General features: G+C 64.4%; 16 protein-coding genes. 9 read left to right on the top strand and 7 right to left on the bottom strand.

Translation table 11 applies throughout. From position 1 onward, the window contains the following. Positions 1 to 17: 17 nt before the first annotated feature. Positions 18 to 2471, bottom strand: a complete 2454-nt coding sequence (locus NKH29_RS24160) for a GcvT family protein (protein WP_352483992.1) — start codon at positions 2469 to 2471, stop codon at positions 18 to 20. After that, complete coding sequence (locus NKH29_RS24155) at positions 2468 to 3352, bottom strand: phosphotransferase family protein (protein ID WP_023717944.1); 885 nt, start codon at positions 3350 to 3352, stop codon at positions 2468 to 2470. Before NKH29_RS24155 ends, NKH29_RS24160 begins: the two co-directional genes overlap by 4 nt. 435 nt (positions 3353 to 3787) lie before the next feature. Between NKH29_RS24155 and NKH29_RS24150 the strand changes: the two genes are divergently transcribed. The 7 genes from NKH29_RS24150 to NKH29_RS24120 all read left to right on the top strand — a co-directional run bounded on the left by NKH29_RS24150 (position 3788) and on the right by NKH29_RS24120 (position 11314). Continuing rightward, a complete protein-coding gene (locus NKH29_RS24150; protein WP_352484001.1) occupies positions 3788 to 4564 on the top strand; it encodes a DeoR/GlpR family DNA-binding transcription regulator in 777 nt (258 codons plus the stop codon). A 66-nt stretch (positions 4565 to 4630) separates the two neighbouring features. Further along, on the top strand, positions 4631 to 5557 hold the full coding sequence (locus NKH29_RS24145; RefSeq protein WP_023717947.1) for a LysR family transcriptional regulator: 927 nt from the start codon (positions 4631 to 4633) through the stop codon (positions 5555 to 5557). 198 nt (positions 5558 to 5755) lie between these two features. Continuing rightward, positions 5756 to 6910, top strand: a complete 1155-nt coding sequence (locus NKH29_RS24140; RefSeq protein WP_352483991.1) for an ABC transporter substrate-binding protein — start codon at positions 5756 to 5758, stop codon at positions 6908 to 6910. A 182-nt stretch (positions 6911 to 7092) separates the two neighbouring features. Further along, the gene (locus NKH29_RS24135; protein ID WP_352483990.1) at positions 7093 to 8091 is read left to right on the top strand and encodes an ABC transporter ATP-binding protein; all 999 of its coding nucleotides are present in this window, start codon (positions 7093 to 7095) and stop codon (positions 8089 to 8091) included. 14 nt (positions 8092 to 8105) lie between these two features. Further along, positions 8106 to 9056: an ABC transporter permease gene (locus tag NKH29_RS24130; protein ID WP_353000720.1), complete on the top strand. Its 951-nt coding sequence runs from the start codon at positions 8106 to 8108 to the stop codon at positions 9054 to 9056. Further along, positions 9046 to 9861, top strand: coding sequence for an ABC transporter permease (locus NKH29_RS24125; RefSeq protein WP_352483989.1), 816 nt, complete (start codon positions 9046 to 9048; stop codon positions 9859 to 9861). Before NKH29_RS24130 ends, NKH29_RS24125 begins: the two co-directional genes overlap by 11 nt. Positions 9862 to 9886: 25 nt before the next feature. Further along, positions 9887 to 11314, top strand: coding sequence for a gamma-aminobutyraldehyde dehydrogenase (locus NKH29_RS24120; RefSeq protein ID WP_352483988.1), 1428 nt, complete (start codon positions 9887 to 9889; stop codon positions 11312 to 11314). Positions 11315 to 11363: 49 nt separating this feature from the next. On the opposite strand, the gene nhaA is transcribed toward NKH29_RS24120, so the two are convergent. The 5 genes from nhaA to NKH29_RS24095 all read right to left on the bottom strand — a co-directional run bounded on the left by nhaA (position 11364) and on the right by NKH29_RS24095 (position 18241). Next, entirely contained in the window at positions 11364 to 12557 is a 1194-nt protein-coding gene (gene nhaA / locus NKH29_RS24115; RefSeq protein ID WP_353000714.1) for a Na+/H+ antiporter NhaA, read from the bottom strand. A gap of 91 nt (positions 12558 to 12648) precedes the next feature. After that, a complete protein-coding gene (locus NKH29_RS24110) occupies positions 12649 to 13212 on the bottom strand; it encodes an ActR/PrrA/RegA family redox response regulator transcription factor (RefSeq protein ID WP_023676342.1) in 564 nt (187 codons plus the stop codon). 63 nt (positions 13213 to 13275) lie between these two features. Continuing rightward, the gene (locus tag NKH29_RS24105) at positions 13276 to 14601 is read right to left on the bottom strand and encodes an ActS/PrrB/RegB family redox-sensitive histidine kinase (protein ID WP_352717814.1); all 1326 of its coding nucleotides are present in this window, start codon (positions 14599 to 14601) and stop codon (positions 13276 to 13278) included. Between the two features lie 91 nt (positions 14602 to 14692). After that, a complete protein-coding gene (gene hrpB / locus NKH29_RS24100) occupies positions 14693 to 17275 on the bottom strand; it encodes an ATP-dependent helicase HrpB (RefSeq protein WP_353000712.1) in 2583 nt (860 codons plus the stop codon). A gap of 75 nt (positions 17276 to 17350) precedes the next feature. Further along, positions 17351 to 18241 (bottom strand): DMT family transporter, encoded by an 891-nt coding sequence (locus NKH29_RS24095; protein ID WP_352640679.1) that lies wholly within the window; start codon positions 18239 to 18241, stop codon positions 17351 to 17353. Between the two features lie 26 nt (positions 18242 to 18267). On the opposite strand from NKH29_RS24095, the gene NKH29_RS24090 reads away from it, so the two are divergent. Continuing rightward, positions 18268 to 18957 (top strand): PIG-L deacetylase family protein, encoded by a 690-nt coding sequence (locus tag NKH29_RS24090; RefSeq protein ID WP_352483983.1) that lies wholly within the window; start codon positions 18268 to 18270, stop codon positions 18955 to 18957. 212 nt (positions 18958 to 19169) lie between these two features. Further along, positions 19170 to 20501, top strand: a complete 1332-nt coding sequence (locus NKH29_RS24085) for an ABC transporter substrate-binding protein (RefSeq protein ID WP_353000710.1) — start codon at positions 19170 to 19172, stop codon at positions 20499 to 20501. The last annotated feature ends 89 nt before the right edge of the window (positions 20502 to 20590 follow it).

Here is a 20590-nt window from a genome sequence, read left to right as displayed (position 1 = left end):
GCTGAAACCGGAAGGCTCTAGGCCTTCACCTTTGCTCCCGCCGGATCGTAAAGCGGCTCGAGGTGGATTTTAGCCGGCGTCCGTTCCATCGCCACCACCAGCTCGTAATCGCCGGAGGTGAGGAAATCATCGCCGACGCCATCGGCATTGCGCACATAGCCGTAGCCGATGTTCTTGCCGACGGTGTAGCCATAGCCGCCGCTGGTGAGATAACCGACGGCCTCGCCATTGCGCAGGATGGTCTCACGCCCGAGCAGCACGATATCCGGATCATCGACTGTGAAGCCGGCAAAACGTTTCCTGAGCGCCGCGCCGTCGAGCTTTTCAAGCGCCCGCCGGCCGAGGAAATCGGTGTTCTTCCTGAGCTTCACCGCCCAGCCGAGGCCGGCCTCCTGCGGCGTGTCGTTGGGCGTGATATCGGCGCCCCAGGCGCGGTAACCTTTTTCCAGCCGCAGCGATTCTAGCGCCCGATAGCCGACCGGGCGAATGTTGTGGACAGCGCCCGCCGTCATCAGCGCGTCGAAAACCTCGCCCGTCGCCGCGATCGGCGCATGCAGCTCCCAGCCGAGCTCGCCGACATAGGTGACGCGCAGTGCCCGAATGACGTGGCCGGCAATGGCGATCTCGCGAACATGGCCGAACGGAAAGGCGGCGTTCGAGACGTCGGCATCGGTCACCGCTGACAGCACGTCGCGGGCGCGCGGCCCCATCAGCGACAATGTGCCGAACTCCTCGGTGACGTCGGTCAGCGTCACGTCGAACTCGCTGCCGATATGATCGGCAATCCAGGAGAAATCATGCGTGCGGAAACCGGTGCCGGTGACGATGTAGAATTTCTCCTCATCGAGCCTCGCCACGGTCAAATCGGCCTCGATACCGCCGCGCGTGTTGAGGAGCTGCGTGTAGGTCAGCCGGCCGACCGGCTTGGCAACGTCGTTGGCGCAGATCCAGTCCAGCGCCTTCAGCGCGTCGGCACCGGTCATTTCGTATTTGGCGAAAGACGACTGGTCGAAAATGCCGATCTTTTCGCGCACGTGGCGGTGCTCGTCGCCGACGGGTGAAAACCAGTTCTGCCGGCCCATCGAATAGAGGTCCTTCGGCTCGATGCCTTCCGGCGCGAACCAGTTCGGCCGCTCCCAGCCAAGTTTCGAGCCGAACACGGCGCGATGTTTTTGCAGCCGTTCGTATAAAGGCGAAACGATGCGTGGCCGGCCGCTGACATATTCCTCGTGCGGGAAGCCGATCGTGTAGTGCTTGCCGTAGGCTTCCAGCGTGCGGTCTCGGACCCATTGCCGGTCGCGGTGCAGATCGGAAAAGCGGCGGATGTCGACCACCCACAGATCGAGCGGCGCCTCGCCGTCGACCACCCATTGCGCCAGCACCCAGCCGGCGCCGCCGCCGGATGCAATGCCGAAGGCGTTGAAGCCGGCGCCGACGAACATATTGGGGCATTCCGGCGCCACACCGAGGATGAAATTGCCGTCCGGCGTAAAGCTCTCCGGACCGTTGATCATCTGCTTGACGCCGACATTGGTGAGCGCCGGGACACGCTCGATCGCCTGGCTCATATGCTGCTCGAAATGATCGTAATCATCGTCGAACAGCCGGAACTCCCAATCGTCCGGCACATCGCCGCCGGGCAGACCGGTCGTCCAGGCCTGCGGGTTCGGCTCGTAGCCGCCCATCACCAACCCGCCGACCTCCTCCTTGAAATAGGTGCGGCGATCGGGGTCGCGAATCGTCGGCGCATCGGTCGCCAAGCCGTCGATCCTCCCGGTGATGATGTACTGGTGCTTCACCGGCTGCAGCGGCACGTTTATGCCGGCGAGCGCACCCACCTGCCGCGCCCATTGCCCGGCGCAGTTCACCACCTTGTCGCAGGCGATATCGCCCTTGCTGGTCTTCACCGCGGTGATGCGGCCGTCTCTCATTTCGAAGCCGGTGACCCGCACCTCCTCGAACAATTTTGCGCCGTGCATGCGCGCGCCCTTGGCCAGCGACTGGGTGATGTCGGAAGGGCTTGCCTGACCGTCGCTGGGCAGCCAAGAAGCGCCGACGAGGTCGCCGGTTTCCAGCAGCGGCCACATTTCCTTGACCTCGGTCGGCGACAGCAGATGCATGTCCATGCCGAAGCTCTTTGCCGTCGTTGCCAGCCGCTTATACTCGGTCCAGCGGTCGGCATTGGTGGCAAGCCGCAGGCAGCCGGTCATCTTCCAGCCGGTGGCAAGGCCGGTTTCGGCTTGCAGCCCTTTGTATAGATCGACCGAATATTTGAGCACCCGCGTGATCGACGCCGACGAGCGCAGCTGGCCGACCAGCCCGGCAGCATGCCAGGTCGAGCCCGAGGTCAGCTTGCCCTGTTCGAGCAGCACGATTTCGGCCTTGTGGTCGCGCGCCAGATGATAGGCCGTCGAACAGCCGATGATGCCACCGCCGATGACGACGATGCCGGCCTGGGCGGGCAAGGTCATGGCCGCATCCCGTATTTTGTCCTGTAGTTTTCCAGGGCGGCTTCGAGCCGCGCCAGGTTTTCGTCGGCGTAGGCGGCGTAGTCGACGCCGGGCGCATCGAGGTAGAGCTCGGAAACCATGCCCCACATCGCCTCGCGCAGCAGCGACGCGCATTGCATGGCGGCGTGCGAGCGCCGTATCGCTTCGTCCGGCTCCTTCATGAAGTAGGCGGTCAGGAAGGCGAAGGATTCCTCGTCGCTCATGCCGGCATTGGAAGCCGCGCCGGCAAGGTCGAACATCGCGGTGTTGAAGCCGGCATATTCGAAATCGATGAGCCATAGCCTGTGACCGTCATCGATTATGTTAGCCGGCAGAAGATCGTTGTGGCCGAAGACGATCGGCAGCAGTTTTTGCGCGCGCTCGAGCTCGTCCGCCAGCGTCAGCAGGCGTGGCAATTCGCCCAGCTTGCGGCTGCCGCCTTCCTCCAGCGTGCGCGCATAGTCGCGAATGACGTGGAATACCCAGAACATGAAGCCGGCGCCGGAGACATGACCGGGCATCTCCCGGTGGAAACCGCGCAGCAACGCGGCGACGCGGCCGAGATCGGCGCGCACGTCTTGCGCGACATAGGCCTTGGCGCCGAGATACTCCGTCACCATGACGCCGGGTCCGGTGTAGCGGACGGCCGGAGCGAAGCCTGCCGCGTGTGCTGCCCGCGCGGTCATCATCTCGCGCTCGCGAAAGACATGGTGGAACGGATAGTCCTGCCCGATGCGCACGACGTGCCGCCCGGCCGCGTCCTTGACCAGGTAATTGGCATTGCTCAACCCGCCCGGCAGCGGCGCAATGTCGATGCTGCCGGTCCAGCAAGGCAGCGCGCGGATGCGGTCTTCGACAGTCACGATCTCGTCCAACATTGGGTCAATTTTCCACGCATGTCATGGCTGGCCAGCGATGACAATCGGACGGAGGAATGGAGGCAACGCGAAGATCTCGTCGGTGCAGATCTCGGGATCGGTATCCCGCACCGCACCGACGAGCCCCTTTGTGCCGGGTTCTTCGACGCCGGCATCCGCCCCCGCGGATCCTAATTTTCGGTTCCCTCGCACCCGAGGATTTCCCAGGCGTTCAGGCAGGCAATTTTTCGTGCGGCTCAGCCGTCGGCCTCCGTTCCGAGCCTGTCACAGCGATAATGTCGCGCCAGGCTGGAGACGTTGTCAACGCGAAATTGTGGTGTTTTCTGCTTTTTTGCCCGAATTTTGCGAAATATCTTGGAGTAAGTGGCATTTATGCTGTAGAAACGGTCAATGGTGCAACAATTCGACCGGTTGGAACCGATGGGCCACTCGAAGCGGCATGGCGAAATCCTGCGCCTCCTCAAGGAGGAAGGCACCGTCACCATTGCCAGCCTGGCTGACCGGCTGGGCGTCTCGCTGGAGACGGTACGCCGCGATGTCAAGCCACTGACCAGCGATGGTTCCATCCTCAAGATGCATGGCGCCGTCGGCCTGCCGTCGATTGCCGGCGAAGCGCCGTTCGAGCGGCGCATGCGTGAGAACGCCGATGCCAAGCGGGCAATTGCCCGCATGGTCGCTGCCACCATCCGCGACGGCGAGTCGATCATGCTCGACACCGGCACGACCACGAGCTTCCTGGCCCGCGAGCTGCTCGGCCACCGGCGGCTGACGGTCGTCACCAATTCCTCCGACATCGCCCGCACGCTGGCCACCGTCAACGGCAACAAGGTCTATATGGCCGGCGGCGAGCTGCGCAGCGATTCCGGTGCTGCTTTCGGCGTCTCAGCCATCGAATTCGTCAGCCGCTTCTCCGTCAGCCACGCGGTGATTTCGACCGGCGCGGTCGATGCCATCACGGGTGTCATGGACTATGACCTCGAAGAGGCTGAGTTCGCCCGCATGGTGCTGTCGCGCGGCCAGCGTTCGCTTGTCGTCACCGACCACAGCAAATTCGGCCGGCAGGGTCTGGTTCAGGTCTGCGGCTTCGACGGCTTTTCCGAACTCGCGACCGACCGTCTGCCGCCGCATGACATCGCCGCCGCCCTTGCCCAGGCCGGCGCGCGGCTCAGCATTGCGGATGGCGGAAGCGAGGACTGAGCTCTATCGGGAGAACGGCACCAGCACCCACTTCCCAGCGCCGCCTCTGCCGTGTTTAGTCCGGCCATGGCTTTCACCATCCGCCAATTGCAGTTCTTCATCGCCGTCGCCGAGCAAGGCACGGTGTCGGGCGCCGCCCAGAATCTGTCGATCTCGCAATCCTCGGTCACCGAGGCGATCAAGGAGCTGGAGCACGATCTCGGCGTCGAGCTGTTCGAGCGCCACCCGCGCGGGCTGAACATCACCCACAAGGGCCACCAGTTCCTGCGCCATGCGAGGAAGATCCTTGCCGACGTTTCCGATGCGCGCCGCGCCTTCTTCGGCGAACAGATCGCGGCAAGCGGGCGGCTGCAACTTGGCGTCACCTCGCTGGTCGCCGGCTATGTGCTGTCCGATCTTCTTGCCCGCTACCGCCGCGCCTATCCGGGTGTCGAGGTCTCGGCGATCGAGGACAATGGCGACTATCTCGAGCACCTGTTGATCGGCGGCAAGCTCGACATTGCGGTCATGGTCACCTCGAACCTGCGCGACCGCACCGCGCTGCAGTCCGAAATCCTCGAAGTCTCGGCCTACCGGCTGTGGCTGCCGCTCGGCCATCCGTTGGCCGGTGCCGACATCATCGGCATCGGCGATATCGCCTCGGAACCGCTGATCATGCTGACCGTCGACGAGATCGAGGAGAATACCGGAAAGCTGCTGACGGCGATCGGCGCCAAACCGCACGTCGCATTCCGCACCCGCTCGGTCGAAGCGGTGCGCAGTCTCGTCGCCACCGGCGCCGGCGTGGCGCTGCTGCCGGACCTCGTCTACCGGCCATGGTCGCTGGAAGGCGACCGCATCGAATCGCGCGATATTTCGGGATCGTTGCCGGTCGTCCAAGTCGGCATGGTCTGGCGGCGCGGCTCCGGCCTGCCGCAGGCGGCGCGCGACTTCATCGGACTTGCCCAGTCGCAGCGCATGGTGCGCCAACGGCCCGAGAAGATCGGCCGGTGATGTATCGGAAAAACCGATATCGGCTTTCTGATAAATGAATTTGCGAAACCGGAAATTTCGCAGCACTTTTGAGCCAGGGAACAAAGCTGCCGCAGGAGCACGGCCCCTTAGAGCCGCGCATCCAACGTTTGAACGGGCGCATGACCTTTTCCGAAAACCGAAACCGGTTTCGAGGTCATGCAAAATGGGAGATCGACGATGAATTCATTGCTGAAATCATGCACTGCCTTGACGGTCGCGCTGACCTTCTCCGGCCAGGCCATCGCCCAGGTCAAGGAGCTGGGCAAGGGTGAAGGCGAGGTCAATATCGTCGCCTGGCCGGGCTATATCGAGCGCGGCGAAACCGACAAGGGCTATGATTGGGTCACCTCGTTCGAGAAGGAAACCGGCTGCAAGGTCAACGTCAAGACCGCCAACACCTCCGACGAGATGGTTTCGTTGATGAACGAAGGCGGTTTCGACCTTGTCACTGCCTCCGGCGACGCCTCGCTGCGCCTGGTTGCGGGCAAGCGCGTCCAGCCGATCAACACCGACCTCATCCCGAGCTGGAAGACGGTCGACGACCGGCTGAAGGATGCGCCCTGGTTCACCGTCGGCGGTGTCCATTACGGCGTGCCGTACCAATGGGGGCCGAATGTGCTGATGTACAACACCGAAGTGTTCAAGGAGGTGCCGAAGAGCTGGAACATCGTGTTCGAGGAAATGAAGCTACCCGACGGCAAGTCGAACAAGGGCCGCGTCCAGGCCTATGACGGGCCGATCCACATTGCTGATGCCGCCAACTACCTGATGGCCCACAAGCCGGAGCTCGGCATCAAGGATCCGTACGAACTGACTGAGGACCAGTACAAGGCTGCGCTCGACCTGCTGCGCGTCCAGCGTACGCTGGTCGGACGCTACTGGCATGACGCTGCCATCCAGGTCGACGATTTCCAGAACGAAGGCGTCGTCGCCTCCGGTTCATGGCCCTATCAGGTCAACACGCTGATCGCGGCCAAGAAGCCGGTCGCCTCGACCATTCCCGAGGAGGGCGTCACCGGCTGGGCCGACACCACCATGATGGAGGCCGATGCGGCCCACCCGAACTGCGCCTACATGTGGATTGAGCATTCGCTGTCGCCGAAAGTGCAGGGCGACGTCTCCGCCTGGTTCGGCTCGCTGCCGGTGGTGCCCGCCGCCTGCAAGGGCAACGAACTGCTCGGCGAAGAGGGCTGCAAGACCAACGGCTACGACAATTTCGACAAGATCAAGTTCTGGAAGACGCCGGTCTCGAAATGCGCCACCCAGAACGACCAGTGCGTGCCCTATTACCGCTGGGTGTCGGACTATATCGGCGTCATCGGCGGACGGTGAGTTCGTCTCACCTACGAAGCTCGGCGCTGCCCCTCACCCTTACCCTCTCCCCGTGAAGAACGGGGGGTCGCCAGCGTTGGAGCGCCTCCCTTCTCCCCGTCCACTACGGGAGAAGGTACCGGCAGGCGGATGAGGGGCAGCGCTACCCTGAATTTGATGAGCCTGACAGATCAGGACAACCCATGACCCCCGCCGTTTCTTTCCAAAAAGTCTCCCGCCATTTCGGCAGCGTGCGTGCCGTCGACGCGGTCGATCTCGACATCGTGCCGGGCGAGTTCTTCGCCATGCTCGGGCCATCCGGCTCGGGCAAGACGACGTGCCTGCGCCTCATCGCCGGGTTCGAGCAGCCGACGGCGGGCTCGATCTCGATCTTCGGCGAACGCGCCGAGGGCGTGCCGCCCTATCGCCGCAACGTCAACACCGTGTTCCAGGATTATGCGCTGTTCCCGCATCTCAACGTGCTCGACAACGTCGCCTATGGGCTGATGGTCAAGGGCGTCGGCAGACCGGAGCGGCAAAAGGCGGCGGAAGAAGCGCTGGCGCTGGTGCGGCTTCCCGGCTACGGCGCGCGTCGCCCTGGCCAGCTTTCCGGCGGCCAGCGCCAGCGCGTCGCGCTCGCCCGTGCGCTGGTCAACCAGCCCAAGGTGCTGTTGCTCGACGAGCCGCTCGGCGCGCTCGACCTCAAGCTTCGCGAGAACATGCAGGAGGAGTTGAAATCGCTGCAGAAGGCGCTCGGCATCACCTTCGTGTTCGTCACCCATGACCAGGGCGAGGCGCTGTCGATGGCCGATCGCGTCGCCGTCTTCAACGACGGCAAGATCATGCAGATCGGCACGCCGGAAGACATCTACCAGCGCCCCAAGACCCGCTTCGTCGCCGATTTCGTCGGCTCGTCCAACGTACTGCCGCCGGATTTCGTCCAGCGCTATGCCGGCCAGCATCGCTGGGGCAGCCTGCGCCCTGAATCCATTCGCATCGGCCGGGCGGCCAAGGGCGACGGCGTTGCGGCTCGCCTGGTGTCGACCAACTATCTCGGCGCGACGATAAGACTGGCGCTCGATGCCGAAGGCTTGCGGCTGCATGCCATCGTGCCGGCGGGTGCTGCCTTGCCCCGGGAAGGCGAGGCGGTGGTGCTCACCTTCAACCGCGAGCATTTGCATCTGATGGACGAGCTGGGATGAGCCTGGACGCCGCCATGCCGCGGGCCACGACCCCCGCCATCCTGCCGGGAAGCGGCGGCCTGCGCGGCGCGCTCTCCGACCTCTTCTGGCGCCGGCCCCAACTCCTGCTTCTGCTCATGCTGCTGCCGCCGGTTCTTTGGCTCGGCATCGTCTATATCGGCTCGCTGTTCGCGCTGCTTTTGCAGAGCTTCTTCTCGATCGACGAGTTCTCCGGCCTCATCAACCGCGAGTTCACGCTGAAGACTTATGGCGACCTGCTGCAGGCCGCCAATCTCGACATCATCCTGCGCACGGTAACGATGGCGGCGCTGGTGACGTTTGCGTCGGCGGTCATTGCCTTTCCCATCGCCTATTACGCGGCGCGCTATGCGCGCGGCCGTTGGAAGGCGTTGTTTTATCTCGGCGTCATGCTGCCGCTGTGGTCGAGCTACCTGGTCAAGATCTATGCCTGGAAGCTGATCCTCGCCAAGGAAGGCATCCTGACGTGGCTGCTGACCAAATTGCATCTTCTGTGGCTGCTTGATGCCTGGCTGTCGCTGCCGATCGTCGGCGGCAACTCGCTGTCGGTATCGTCCACCGGCACCTTCATCGTCTTTGTCTATGTCTGGCTGCCGTTCATGATCCTGCCGGTGCAGGCGGCCCTCGAGCGCGTGCCGGGCAATCTGGTCGAGGCTTCTTCCGATCTCGGCGCGTCACCCGGCCAGACCTTCCGCAACGTGCTGTTCCCGCTGGCATTGCCGGGTACCGTCGCCGGTTCGATCTTCACCTTCTCGCTGACGCTCGGCGACTACATCATTCCGCAGATCATCGGCACCTCGCGGCTGTTCATCGGCCAGGCCGTCTATTCGCAGCAGGGCACCGCCGGCAACATCCCGCTCGCCGCCGCCTTCACTGTGGTGCCGATCGTCATCATGGGCTTCTATCTCTGGGGCGCAAAGCGCATGGGGGCCTTCGATGCGCTCTGACCGCGGCCAATCCGCGCCGATCGGCCTGAAGCTCGCTGCCACCGGGGGCCTGCTTTTCCTGCACCTGCCGATTCTGCTGATCTTCGTCTATGCCTTCACCACCGAGGAGAAGAGCTTCGTCTGGCCGCCGCCGGGCCTGACCACGCAATGGTTCGCCGTCACCTGGAACCGCCCCGACGTCTGGCAGGCGCTGTCGCTGTCTGTACGGGTCGCGGCGATCTCGACCGCCATCGCGCTGGTCCTCGGCACGCTCTGCGCCGCCGCCGTGTCCCGCACAAAATTCTTTGGCCGCGAAACCATATCGCTGCTGGTCATCCTGCCGATCGCGTTGCCCGGCATCATCACCGGCATTGCGCTGCGCTCGGCCTTCGCGCTGGCCGAAATCCCGTTCTCGTTCTGGACGATCGTCCTCGGCCACGCCACCTTCTGCGTGGTCGTCGTCTACAACAATGCGGTCGCCCGTTTCCGCCGCACGTCCGGCTCGATGATCGAGGCGTCGATGGATCTCGGCGCCGACGGTTTCCAGACCTTTCGGCATGTCGTGCTGCCCAACATCGCAACCGCGCTGCTGGCCGGCGGCATGCTTGCCTTTGCGCTGTCCTTCGACGAGGTCATCGTCACCACCTTCACCGCCGGCCAGCAGCAGACGGTGCCGATCTGGATGCTCGAAGAGTTGATCCGTCCGCGCCAGCGTCCGGTCACCAATGTCGTGGCCATGGTGGTGGTGCTGGTGACGCTGCTTCCCATCCTCGCTGCCTATTACCTGACCCGCGACGGCGACCAGATCGCCGGTTCGGGCAAATGATCTCGTTCATAAGGGAGAGACTTCCATGGACACGCAGATGCTGATCGGCTCGAAATTCGAAAAAGGCACCGAGACCGAGGAACCGATCCTCAACCCGAAGACCGGGGCGAGCATCCTCAATCTGCCCGAGGCCAGCCCGGCGCAGATCGAGGCGGCGGTGCTTGCCGCCGAAAAAGCCTTCGTCACCTGGTCCCGCACAACGCCGGCGCAGCGCGCCGGCTATCTCCTGAAGATCGCCGATCGCATCGAGGCCGCGGCACAGGATTTCGCGGCGCTCGAGGCGCTGAACTGCGGCAAGCCGATCAATGCCGTGCTTAATGACGAGATCCCGGCGATCGTCGACTGCTATCGCTTCTTTGCCGGTGCGGTCCGCTCGATGCCCGGCCAGGTCGCCGGCGAATACATTCCCGGCCACACCTCGATGGTCCGCCGCGACGCCATCGGCGTTGTCGCGTCGATTGCGCCGTGGAACTATCCGCTGATGATGATGGCCTGGAAGCTGGCGCCGGCGATTGCCGGCGGCAACACCGTCGTCTTCAAGCCGTCGGAACAGACGCCGCTGACCGCGCTGAAGCTTGCGAAAATCCTTGCCGAGATCCTGCCGGAAGGCGTCGTCAACGTCGTGCTCGGCCGCGGCGACAGTGTCGGCAACACGCTGATCAACCACCCGAAGGTCAACATGATCTCGATCACCGGCGACGTCGCCACTGGCAAGAAGGTGCTGCAGGCCGCCGCCAAATCGGTCAAGCGCACACATCTCGAGCTCGGTGGCAAGGCGCCCGTCATCGTCTTCGACGACGCCGATCTCGGTGCAGTGGTCAACGGTCTGCGCGCCTTCGGCTATTACAATGCCGGCCAGGACTGCACCGCCGCCTGCCGCATCTATGCCGGCAAGAAGATCTACGACAAGCTTGTCGCCGACCTCTCCGCTGCGGTCTCGACCATCAAGTATGATCGCCCCGACGATACCGAGAACGAGATCGGCCCGCTGATTTCGCGTCGCCAGCGTGATCGCGTCTCGAGCTTCGTCGAGCGCGCGTCTGAGCTCAAGCACATCGAGATCACCACGGGCGGCAAGCCGGGCGAGGGCTCCGGCTTCTTCTACCAGCCGACCGTCGTCGCCGGCGCGCTGCAGGAAGACGAGATCGTGCGCCGCGAAGTGTTCGGCCCGGTGGTTTCGGTCACCCGTTTTTCCGAAGTCGACGAGGCGGTGAACTGGGCCAATGACTCTGACTATGGCCTGGCGTCATCGGTGTGGACCAAGGACGTTTCGCGCGCCATGGCGACGGCCGCCCGCCTGCAATATGGCTGCACCTGGATCAACACCCACTTCATGCTGACAAACGAGATGCCGCATGGCGGGTTGAAACAATCCGGCTACGGCAAGGACATGTCGCTCTATGCGCTGGAGGATTATACAGCCGTCCGCCACGTCATGATTGCGCACGGGTAGGGTCCAGATGCGGGAGAAGGTGGCCTGAAGGCCGGAAGTGGCGGCGCGACTATTCTTCCGCCTCGTCCGTCCCGTCCGCCGCCGGCGCCACCAGCAGCACGGTGGCGCCGAGGAGCGCGGCGATGAAGGAGCCGGCGAGGATGCCGACCTTGACCGCGTCCTGCAGAGCGACGTCGCTGGCGAAGGCGAGCAGGCCGATGAACAGGCTCATGGTGAAGCCGATGCCGCAGAGCAGCGAAATGCCGATCATGTGCAGCCAGCCGGCATTGACCGGCAGATCGGCGAAGCCGAGCCGGATGGCAAGCGCAGAAGACCCGAACACGCCGACCAGCTTGCCGGCGACGAGGCCGGCGGCGACGCCGAGCGTCAGCGGCTCGGCCAGGGCGGCAGCGCTGAGACCGCCGAGCGAGACGCCGGCGTTGGCAAAGCCGAAAATCGGAATGACGAAAAAGGCGACGACTTTGTGCAGGCCGTGTTCGAGCCGGTGCAGCGGCGAATGGTCGAGATCGTGGCCGCTGCCCAGCGATATCTTCAATGGAATGGTGAGGGCCAGCGCGACGCCGGCAAGCGTCGCATGGACGCCCGATTTGAGCACCAAAACCCACAGAACGATGCCGAGCAAGACGTACGGCAGCAACGTCAGCACCCGCATGCGGTTGAGCACCACCAGCAGCGCGATGACCCAGAAGGCGGCGCCGAGATAGGCGAGCGACAGGCCGCTGGTATAGAACACCGCAATGATGAGCACGGCGCCGAGATCGTCGATGATGGCGAGCGCGGTGAGGAATATCTTCAGCGAGCCCGGCACGCGGCTGCCGAGCAGCGACAGCACTCCGAGCGCAAAGGCGATATCGGTGGCGGTCGGGATCGCCCAGCCGGACAGAGCGGCCGGATCGTTGCGGTTGATGGCGACGTAGACCAGTGCCGGCACCGCCATGCCGCCGGCGGCGGCGATGCCGGGCAGCACGCGGCGCGGCCAAGTCGAGAGCTGGCCGTCGAGCATCTCGCGCTTGATCTCGAGGCCGACCAGCAGGAAGAACACCGCCATCAGGCCGTCATTGATCCAGTGCGAGACGCTGAGCGGTCCGAGATAGGCGTGGAGGGCGGAGAAATAAGCCTCGCCCAGCGGCGAATTGGCGACGATCAGGGCCAGCGCCGCCGCAGCCATCAGGATGAGGCCGCCGGCCGCCTCGCTGTCGAGGAATTCGCGCAGCATGGAGACCAGCCGCTTTTCGTCCTGCATGTCGCCTCCGTCGTATCAGCGGCAAGGTCCGACACCGCCAAGCGATGATGCGCAAACAGCGCTGGCCGGGCAAGCCTGCAGTCAGAGCCTTTTAGCGCGGCGCGCGCTTGGCGAGGATACGCTGCAGCGTGCGGCGATGCATGTTCAGCCGGCGCGCGGTTTCCGAGACGTTGCGGTCGCACATTTCATAGACGCGCTGGATGTGCTCCCAGCGTACCCGGTCGGCCGACATCGGATTTTCGGGCGGTGCTGCGCGTTCGCCCGCCGTGCGGGTCAGGGCTGCAAAGATGTCGTCGGCGTCGGCCGGCTTCGACAGATAGTCGATAGCGCCGAGCTTCACCGCCGTCACCGCGGTGGCGATGTTGCCGTAGCCGGTGAGGATGATGGCGCGGGCATCGTCGCGCTTCTCGCGGATCGCGGCGACGACGTCGAGGCCGTTGCCGTCGGCCAGCCGCATGTCGACCACCGCATAGGCCGGCGGATTGGCGCGCGCCTTGGCAACCGCTTCCTCGACGCTCTCTGCCGTCTCGACGACAAAACCCCTGGTTTCCATGGCGCGGGCAAGCCGCGTCAGGAACGGCTTGTCGTCGTCGACGATCAGCAGCGAGGTGTCCTCGCCTTCGACCATTGCGCCAATCGTTTCGTCAGTACTCATCGTGCTGAAAATCCTGCTGCCTGATTTTTACGCAAATATAGTTTCGCAACGCTATTGTCCAATTTAGGCCGTGTCGAACATGGTGGCCGAAGCCTGCTCGGGATTGAGGAAGACGCTGCGCGGCCACGATATCTGCACGATAGCGCCCTCGCCGGGCTCGCTCGAATTGCGGAAATCGAGCGTCGCGCCGGAGCGTTCGAGCAAGGTCTTGGCGATGAATAGGCCGAGGCCGAGGCCGCCGCCGGCTTCGGTGCCTTGTCGCGTTGACATATAGGGTTCGCCGATGCGGTCGATGATCTCGGGCGGAAAGCCCGGCCCGTCGTCGATGATCGTGAAGCTGACAACGGCCTCGTTCCAGCTCCAGCGCACGGTGACATTCTTGTGGGCGAAGTCGACGGCGTTCTCGACCAGATTGCCGAGGCCGTAGATGACGCCGGGATTGCGCCGGCCCACCGGTTCCGGGCCGATGCGCTCGCCCGGCCGAAGCTTAATCGAGATGCCGAAATCGCGGTGCGGTGCCGTCACTTCCTCGACCAGTGAGGTCAGCGGCAGGCGCGAGAGATGCACCTCGCTCTCGGAGGACAGGCTGGTCAGGCGCTTCAGGATTTCGCGGCAGCGCTCGCTCTGCGAACGCAGCAGCTTCACGTCCTCGCCGTATTTGGGATCTTCGCCAAGCGCCTTCTCCATCTCCTTGGCGACAAGCGCGATCGTGGCGAGCGGCGTGCCGAGCTCGTGCGCGGCGGCGGCGGCGAGGCCGTCGAGGGCCGAGAGATGTTGCTCTCGCTGCAGCACCAGTTCGGTGGCGGCAAGCGCGTTGGCAAGCAGCCGCGCCTCCTCGGCCACCCGGAAGGCATAGATCGCGGTAAAGGCGATGGAGCAGAACACCGCCATCCACATGCCGGCGACATAAATGAACGGCATCGCCAATGGCGCGCCCTCATGCCAGGGCAGCGGCAGGTGGTAAAAGACCAGCAGCGTCGCCGCCACGATCACCAGCGCGCCGAGCATGGCGGTCAGCCGTAGCGGCAGCGACGTCGCCGAGACGACGACGGGCACGGTCATCAGCAGCGAAAACGGATTGGTGAGGCCGCCGGTCATGTAGAGCAGGCCGGCAAGCTGCAGGCTGTCGAAGGTCAGGATGGCAAAGGCCGAGGGCGGGGTAAGCCGATGCGCCGCCGGATAGCGGAAGGTCAGCAAAAGGTTCATCCAGGCCGAACAAGCGATCAGCGCAAAACACATGCTGACCGGCAGCGGAAATTTCAGCCCGTAAGCGACGACAAGCACGGTCAGGCTCTGGCCGACGATGGCAAGCCAGCGCAACCTGATCAGCGTGTTGAGGCGCAGCCGCTGGCTTTGCTGGAAGTCGGGTGCGTGCAGGATGTTTATCATGGCCAATGATTATAGAGGGGAAACAGCCGGAGGTCTTTTCCGAAAAAGCGCCGAAGCTGGCCTTCCGTTCGGGATAACAGTCCGGGAATCATTAGGTACCGCGCGGTTTGGCGCGGCTCGTTGCGGCGGCGAGAAGCGGGTTCTCCGGCCAGACATGCCTGGGATAGCGGCCGCGCATGTCTGTCCGCACATCGGCCCAGGAGCCGCGCCAGAACCCGGGCAGGTCGCGCGTCGTCTGGATCGGCCGGCGCGCCGGTGACAGCAATTCGAGCGTCAGCGGCACAGTGCCGTTGGCGATCGCGGGATGCCGGTCGAGGCCGAACAGCTCCTGCACGCGGATTGCCAGTACCGGCCATTCGCCGTCATAGCGGATCGGCAGCCGACTGCCCGACGGCGCGTCGAAATGGGTCGGCGCCAATGTGTCGATCTTGCGCTGCAATTCGTGCGGTACCAGCGTCATCAGGCCTTGCGAAAGCACGCTGGGATCGATCGCGGCAAAGGATGCGGCGCCGGAAAGGAACGGCAGCAGCCAGTCGTCGAGGCGCTCGACGAGCGCCGCATCGGAGACATCGGGCCATGGCGCACCGAGGCCGCGATGCAGCCAGCCGAGCCGCTGCCGCAACGTCTCCGCTTCCCTGCTCCACGGCAGCAGCGACAGGCCGTGTTCGCGCAAGGCGTCGAGAATGGCGCTGTCTGCGTCGGCACCGGTCGGCGCCGGCAGCATGCGTTCGGACAACGTGATGGCGCCGAGCCGAGCCGTTTCGCGCACCCGCACCGCGCGCCTATCGCGGTCGAAGCTCACCTCGCGGCGAGTCTCGATCTTTTCCGCCAGCGCGGTGCGGATGTCGGCCTCGTCGAGCGCCGCCGCCGCGGTGATGCGGGCGTTCTGCGCCTTACCCTGCAGATCGGCGACGACGAGCCAGGTCTCGCCGGCCAGCGGGTCGGAGGCGTCGAGCATGGCGCCGGAGCCGTTGGCAAGCACGAAGCGGCCACGCTCGCCGCGCGCTTTAGCGACCCGGTCCGGCCAGGCATGGATGAGGAGAGCGCCGGCGGTGCTGCCCTCTCCCTTGAGGGGAGGGTCGATCCGCGTAGCGGACCGGGGTGGGGTCGGTTCGGGCACGCCATCGGCGACCCCGCCGCGTCTCCCTCGTCTCGCTGCGCTCGGCTCGCTCGCCGACCCTCCCGTCGAGGGGGAGGGTGAAGCCTGCTTTGCCAACCTCTCGGCCAGCTGCCGGGCAGCGGTGGCACGCGGCGATCTTTCGGCATGAAAGCGCATCAGCCGCCGTTCGAGATCGGCACCATCGCCGCCAAGGCCGCGCTCGGTGAGCAGCATGGCCAGCATCGCCGCCTCGAGCGCCTGGCCGGTCCTTGCCGCCTCGGCGACCATGTGGGCGAGCCGGACCGGCAGAGCCAGCTTGCGCATCGCGGCACCGGCCTCCGTCAAGCGCCCTGCCGCATCGACGGCATCGAGCGCGCGCAGCAGCGCCCTTGCCTCGTTGAGCGCCGGAGCCGGCGGGGGGTCGAGGAAGGACAGGCTCGTCGGATCGGCAACGCCGAACGCCGCGCAATCGAGCAACAGGCCGGAGAGATCGGCTTCGAGGATTTCCGGTGGCGTGAAGGCCGGCAGTGCCGCTGTCTGCTCGGCCCGCCACAGCCGGATAGCGACGCCCGGCTGTGTGCGCCCGGCCCGGCCGGCGCGCTGGTCGGCGGAAGCGCGGGAAGCACGCACCGTCTCCAGCCGCGTCAGGCCGCTGGCCGGCTCATAGCGCGGCAGCCGCGACAGGCCGGAATCGATGACGACGCGCACGCCGTCGATGGTGATGGAGGTTTCGGCGATCGACGTCGCCAGCACGACCTTGCGACGGCCGGGCGGCGCCGGCTTGATCGCTGCGTCCTGCGTCCTGTTGTCGAGCATGCCGTAGAGCGGCACGATGTCGGTGTCGGCGCCGACCTTGCCCGCCAGCCGCTCGGCGGTGCGCTCGATCTCGCGCTGGCCGGGCAGGAAGACAAGCACGCTGCCCTCCTCCCCGGCAAGCGCCGAGCGGATCACCCTGGCCATGGCATCCTCGATGGTGACGCCGGCCGGCCGCTCGTCATAGCGGATGTCGACCGGAAAGGCGCGGCCTGCGCTCTCGATCACCGGCGCGCCGGAAAGCAATTTTGCGACACGCGCGCCATCGAGCGTCGCTGACATGACCAGCAATCTGAGGTCGGGCCTCAGCGCACCCTGCACGTCGAGCGCCAGCGCCAGCCCGAAATCACCGTCGAGCGAACGTTCGTGGAACTCGTCGAACAACACCGCCGAGACACTAGGCAGCTCGGGATCGTCGAGGATCATGCGGGACAACACGCCTTCGGTGACGACGACGATCCTGGTCTTCGCGGAAGTCCGGTTTTCCATGCGCATGGCATAGCCGACGGTTTCACCGGGCTCTTCGCCAAGCAGTTCGGCCATGCGGCGGGCGGCAGCGCGGGCGGCGAGGCGGCGCGGCTCGAGCAGGATGATCTTTCCGGCGCCGAGCCATTGCGCATCGAGCAGCGTCAGCGGAACCAGCGTCGTCTTGCCGGCGCCGGGCGGAGCCACCAGCACGGCGCTGTTACCATGGCTCAGCGCTTCATTGAGCGCCGGCAAGACCGCGGAGACCGGCAGGTCCGGCAAAGGTTTTGTCGTCATTGTCCTATGATGTGCAGCCAGTTGGCAGCGATCGCATATCAGCGGTGGCGGTCGCCGCGCAACCTTGGTACCAGCTCAAAGTCGGGTCCGCGAAAAAGGGTTCCAGCGCACCGTGCCAAGCCGCACCTCCTCGCGCACCATCGTCAGCAGGCCCGAGCCGCCGACCACGGCGAGCCCGACCAGCGACAGAAAATCGGGATATTCCCTGAAGAACAGCGCGCCCAGAACCACCGCCCAGACGATTTGCGAATAATGCGTTGGCGCGATGCGGTTGGCCGGCGCGTATTTGACCGCCAGCAGATGCAGCAACTGACCGCCGGCGGTAAAGGCGCCGGCCAGCACCAGCCACGCCCATTGCCTGCCATCCGGCAGCGAGAACGAGGTAGCCGCCGCACCGACGCCGTTGAAGAGCAGGCCGTAGCCGATCAGCACGCCGAGCATCGTCGTGCGCTTTTCCTGCGCGGCGAGCGAACGCATCAGGATGACATTGGTGGCGGCCAGGAAGGCGATGATGAACGCCGCCAGATGACCAAGATGCAACTCGCGAAACCCAGGCCTGACGACCAGCATCACCCCGGCAAAGCCAGCGACGACCGCCAGCCACCGCCATGGGCCGACCTTCTCTTTGAGGACGAGCGTGGCCAGGATGGTGACGAACAGCGGCGCCAGGAAGATCAGCGCATAGACTTCCGCCAGCGGGATGGTGGTGAAGGCGTAGACGCTGAGCACGCCGGAGGCGATGCCGGCCCAGGCGCGGGCCTGTACCGCCCAAGGCCGTGTCGTGCGCCAGAAATCGCGCCAACGCTCGCCTGGCGGCCTGGCAAAGAGCAGAAAGCAGCCGGCAAACAATGTCGAGAAGAAGCCGATCTCGAAGACGTTGAACTGCCCGCCCAGGCTTTTGACAACCGCGTCGCTGCACGAATAGCTTGCATAGGCGATGAGAGCGAGCAGAATTCCGTTGGGCACGTTTTCCATTTCCGGGAGGGATGAGAGTGAAGATATTGGCGCTTGGCGCGCATCCGGACGACATCGAGATCTTCATGTTCGGTACGATGGCCGCCTATGCCGCGCAAGGCGCAGAACTCTTTTTTGCCGTAGCCACGGATGGCGCCAGGGGCGGCTACGGCGATCCGGCCGCGCTTGCCCGCACGCGCCGCAAAGAGGCGACGGCGGCGGCCGGTCTGCTTGGCGTGACGCCGCGCTTCATCGATTTTCCCGATGGCGCGCTGGTGGCGGACGCCGCCCTGATCGCGGCGCTGAAAGCACTGATCGGCGAGATAGGGCCGGATCTGGCGATCACCCATGCGCCGAACGACTATCATGGCGACCACCGCGCGCTATCGGATAGCGTGCGCATCGCAGCGTCATTCTCGGTGCCGGTGCTGCATGCCGACACGCTCGGCGGCACCGGGTTTTCGCCAACGCACTACGTCGATATCTCCAGGCATTTCGATCTCAAGGCGGAGGCGATCCGGGCGCACCAGTCGCAGGATCCCGAGCGTTTCGTCGACGCGGCGCGCACGCAGAACGCCTTTCGCGCCGGCCAGTGCAACGGCCCAGCCGGATCGTTCGCCGAGGCCTTCCGCTTCGAGCCGGTCTTCCCCTTCGCCGATATCCGCGCGCTGCTGCCGCCGGCCCCAGTGATCCGTCCGGTGGCGGTCAGCAACAAGACGGTGACCTAGGCAGGTCGCCGCAACTTCTCACGTTGCTTTCCTATCCAGCATGCTGCGGTGCAGCAACGAATTCGCTTGCCTTGTTTAGTAAAAATTGCATCACTAAACAAATTACTAAACATCCGACGTGTTGCCGCGCCGTTGTGTTTAGGCCCCGGAGGAGGGGTTTAGCGGGCTCTTGAAACCGTCATCCGGACGCGTTTCGCAAATGGGAGGAAGGCATGAAATCGACCTTGAAACTGGCGTTGGGACTGGCATCGACACTCCTCGCGTCGACAGCCGTTTCGAACGTCGCGCAGGCAGAAGATCTGACGCTTTGCTGGGCAGCCTGGGACCCGGCTAACGCGCTCGTGGAATTGTCCAAGGACTTCACCAAGGAAACCGGCATCGGCATGAAATTCGAATTCGTGCCGTGGACCAACTATGCCGACCGCTTTCTCAACGAGCTGAATTCGCACGGCAAGCTGTGCGACATGATCATCGGCGACAGCCAGTGGATCGGCGGCGCCGCCGAGAACGGCCATTACGTCAAGCTGAACGACTTCTTCGACAAGGAGAAGATCAGCATGGACGATTTCGTGCCGGCGACTGTCGTCGGCTACTCGGAATGGCCGAAGAACTCGCCGAATTACTGGGCGCTGCCGGCTATGGGCGACGTCGTCGGCTGGACCTATCGCAAGGACTGGTTCTCCAAGCCGGAACTGCAGAAGGAATTCAAGGAGAAATACGGTTGGGATCTCGGCCCGCCGACAACCTTCGACCAGCTGAGGCAGATCGCCGAATTCTTCCAGAAGCGCGAGATCGACGGCAAGACCGTCTATGGCGCGTCGATCTACACCGAGCGCGGCTCGGAAGGTATCACCATGGGTGCCATGGACGTACTCTACAGCTTCGGCTTCCAGTATGAAAATCCGAAAAAGCCCTACGAGATGGAAGGTTTCGTCAACTCCGATAAATCGGTGAAGGGCTTGGAGTTCTACAAGGCGCTCTATGATTGCTGCACCCCTCCCGGCGCCTCGAACAGCTACATGGGCGAAGGCGTCGACGCCTTCAAATCCGGCCAGGTGGCGATGCACATGAACTTCGCCTTCACCTGGCCAGGCCTGCAGAAGGACGAAAATGTCGGCGGCGACAAGATCGGCTATTTCGTCAATCCCAAGGGTCCCCACGGCGACCAGTTCGCCCAGCTCGGCGGCCAGGGCATCTCGGTGGTCTCCTATTCCGACAAGCAGGAAGCCGCGCTCAAATACATCAAATGGTTCGCCAACAAGGACGTGCAGTCCAAATGGTGGTCGCTCGGCGGCTATTCCTGCCTCAACGCGGTCGTCAAGGACCCGGGCTTCCCGGCCAGCCAGCCTTATGCGCAGACCTTCCTCGACTCTATGGCCATCGTGAAGGATTTCTGGGCCGAGCCGAGCTACGCACCGCTGCTGCAGGCATCGCAGAAGCGCTTCCACGACTATGTCGTTGCCGGGCAAGGCTCGGCCAAGGACGCGCTCGACGGCCTCGTCAAGGACTGGACCGAGGTCTTCCAGGACGATGGCAAGATGTAATCGGATGTAACCGGCTCCTCCCGAGCCCATGACCGAACCGTCCCGTGCCGCCCTTGGCACGGGACACAGTTCAGATAAATTCCATTGTC

It is taken from the genome of Mesorhizobium sp. M1295 (assembly GCF_040318135.1).
Classification (GTDB): Bacteria; Pseudomonadota; Alphaproteobacteria; order Rhizobiales; family Rhizobiaceae; genus Mesorhizobium.
Note: the sequence above shows the minus strand (reverse complement) of the source record. Positions and strands in the feature narration are given on the sequence as shown.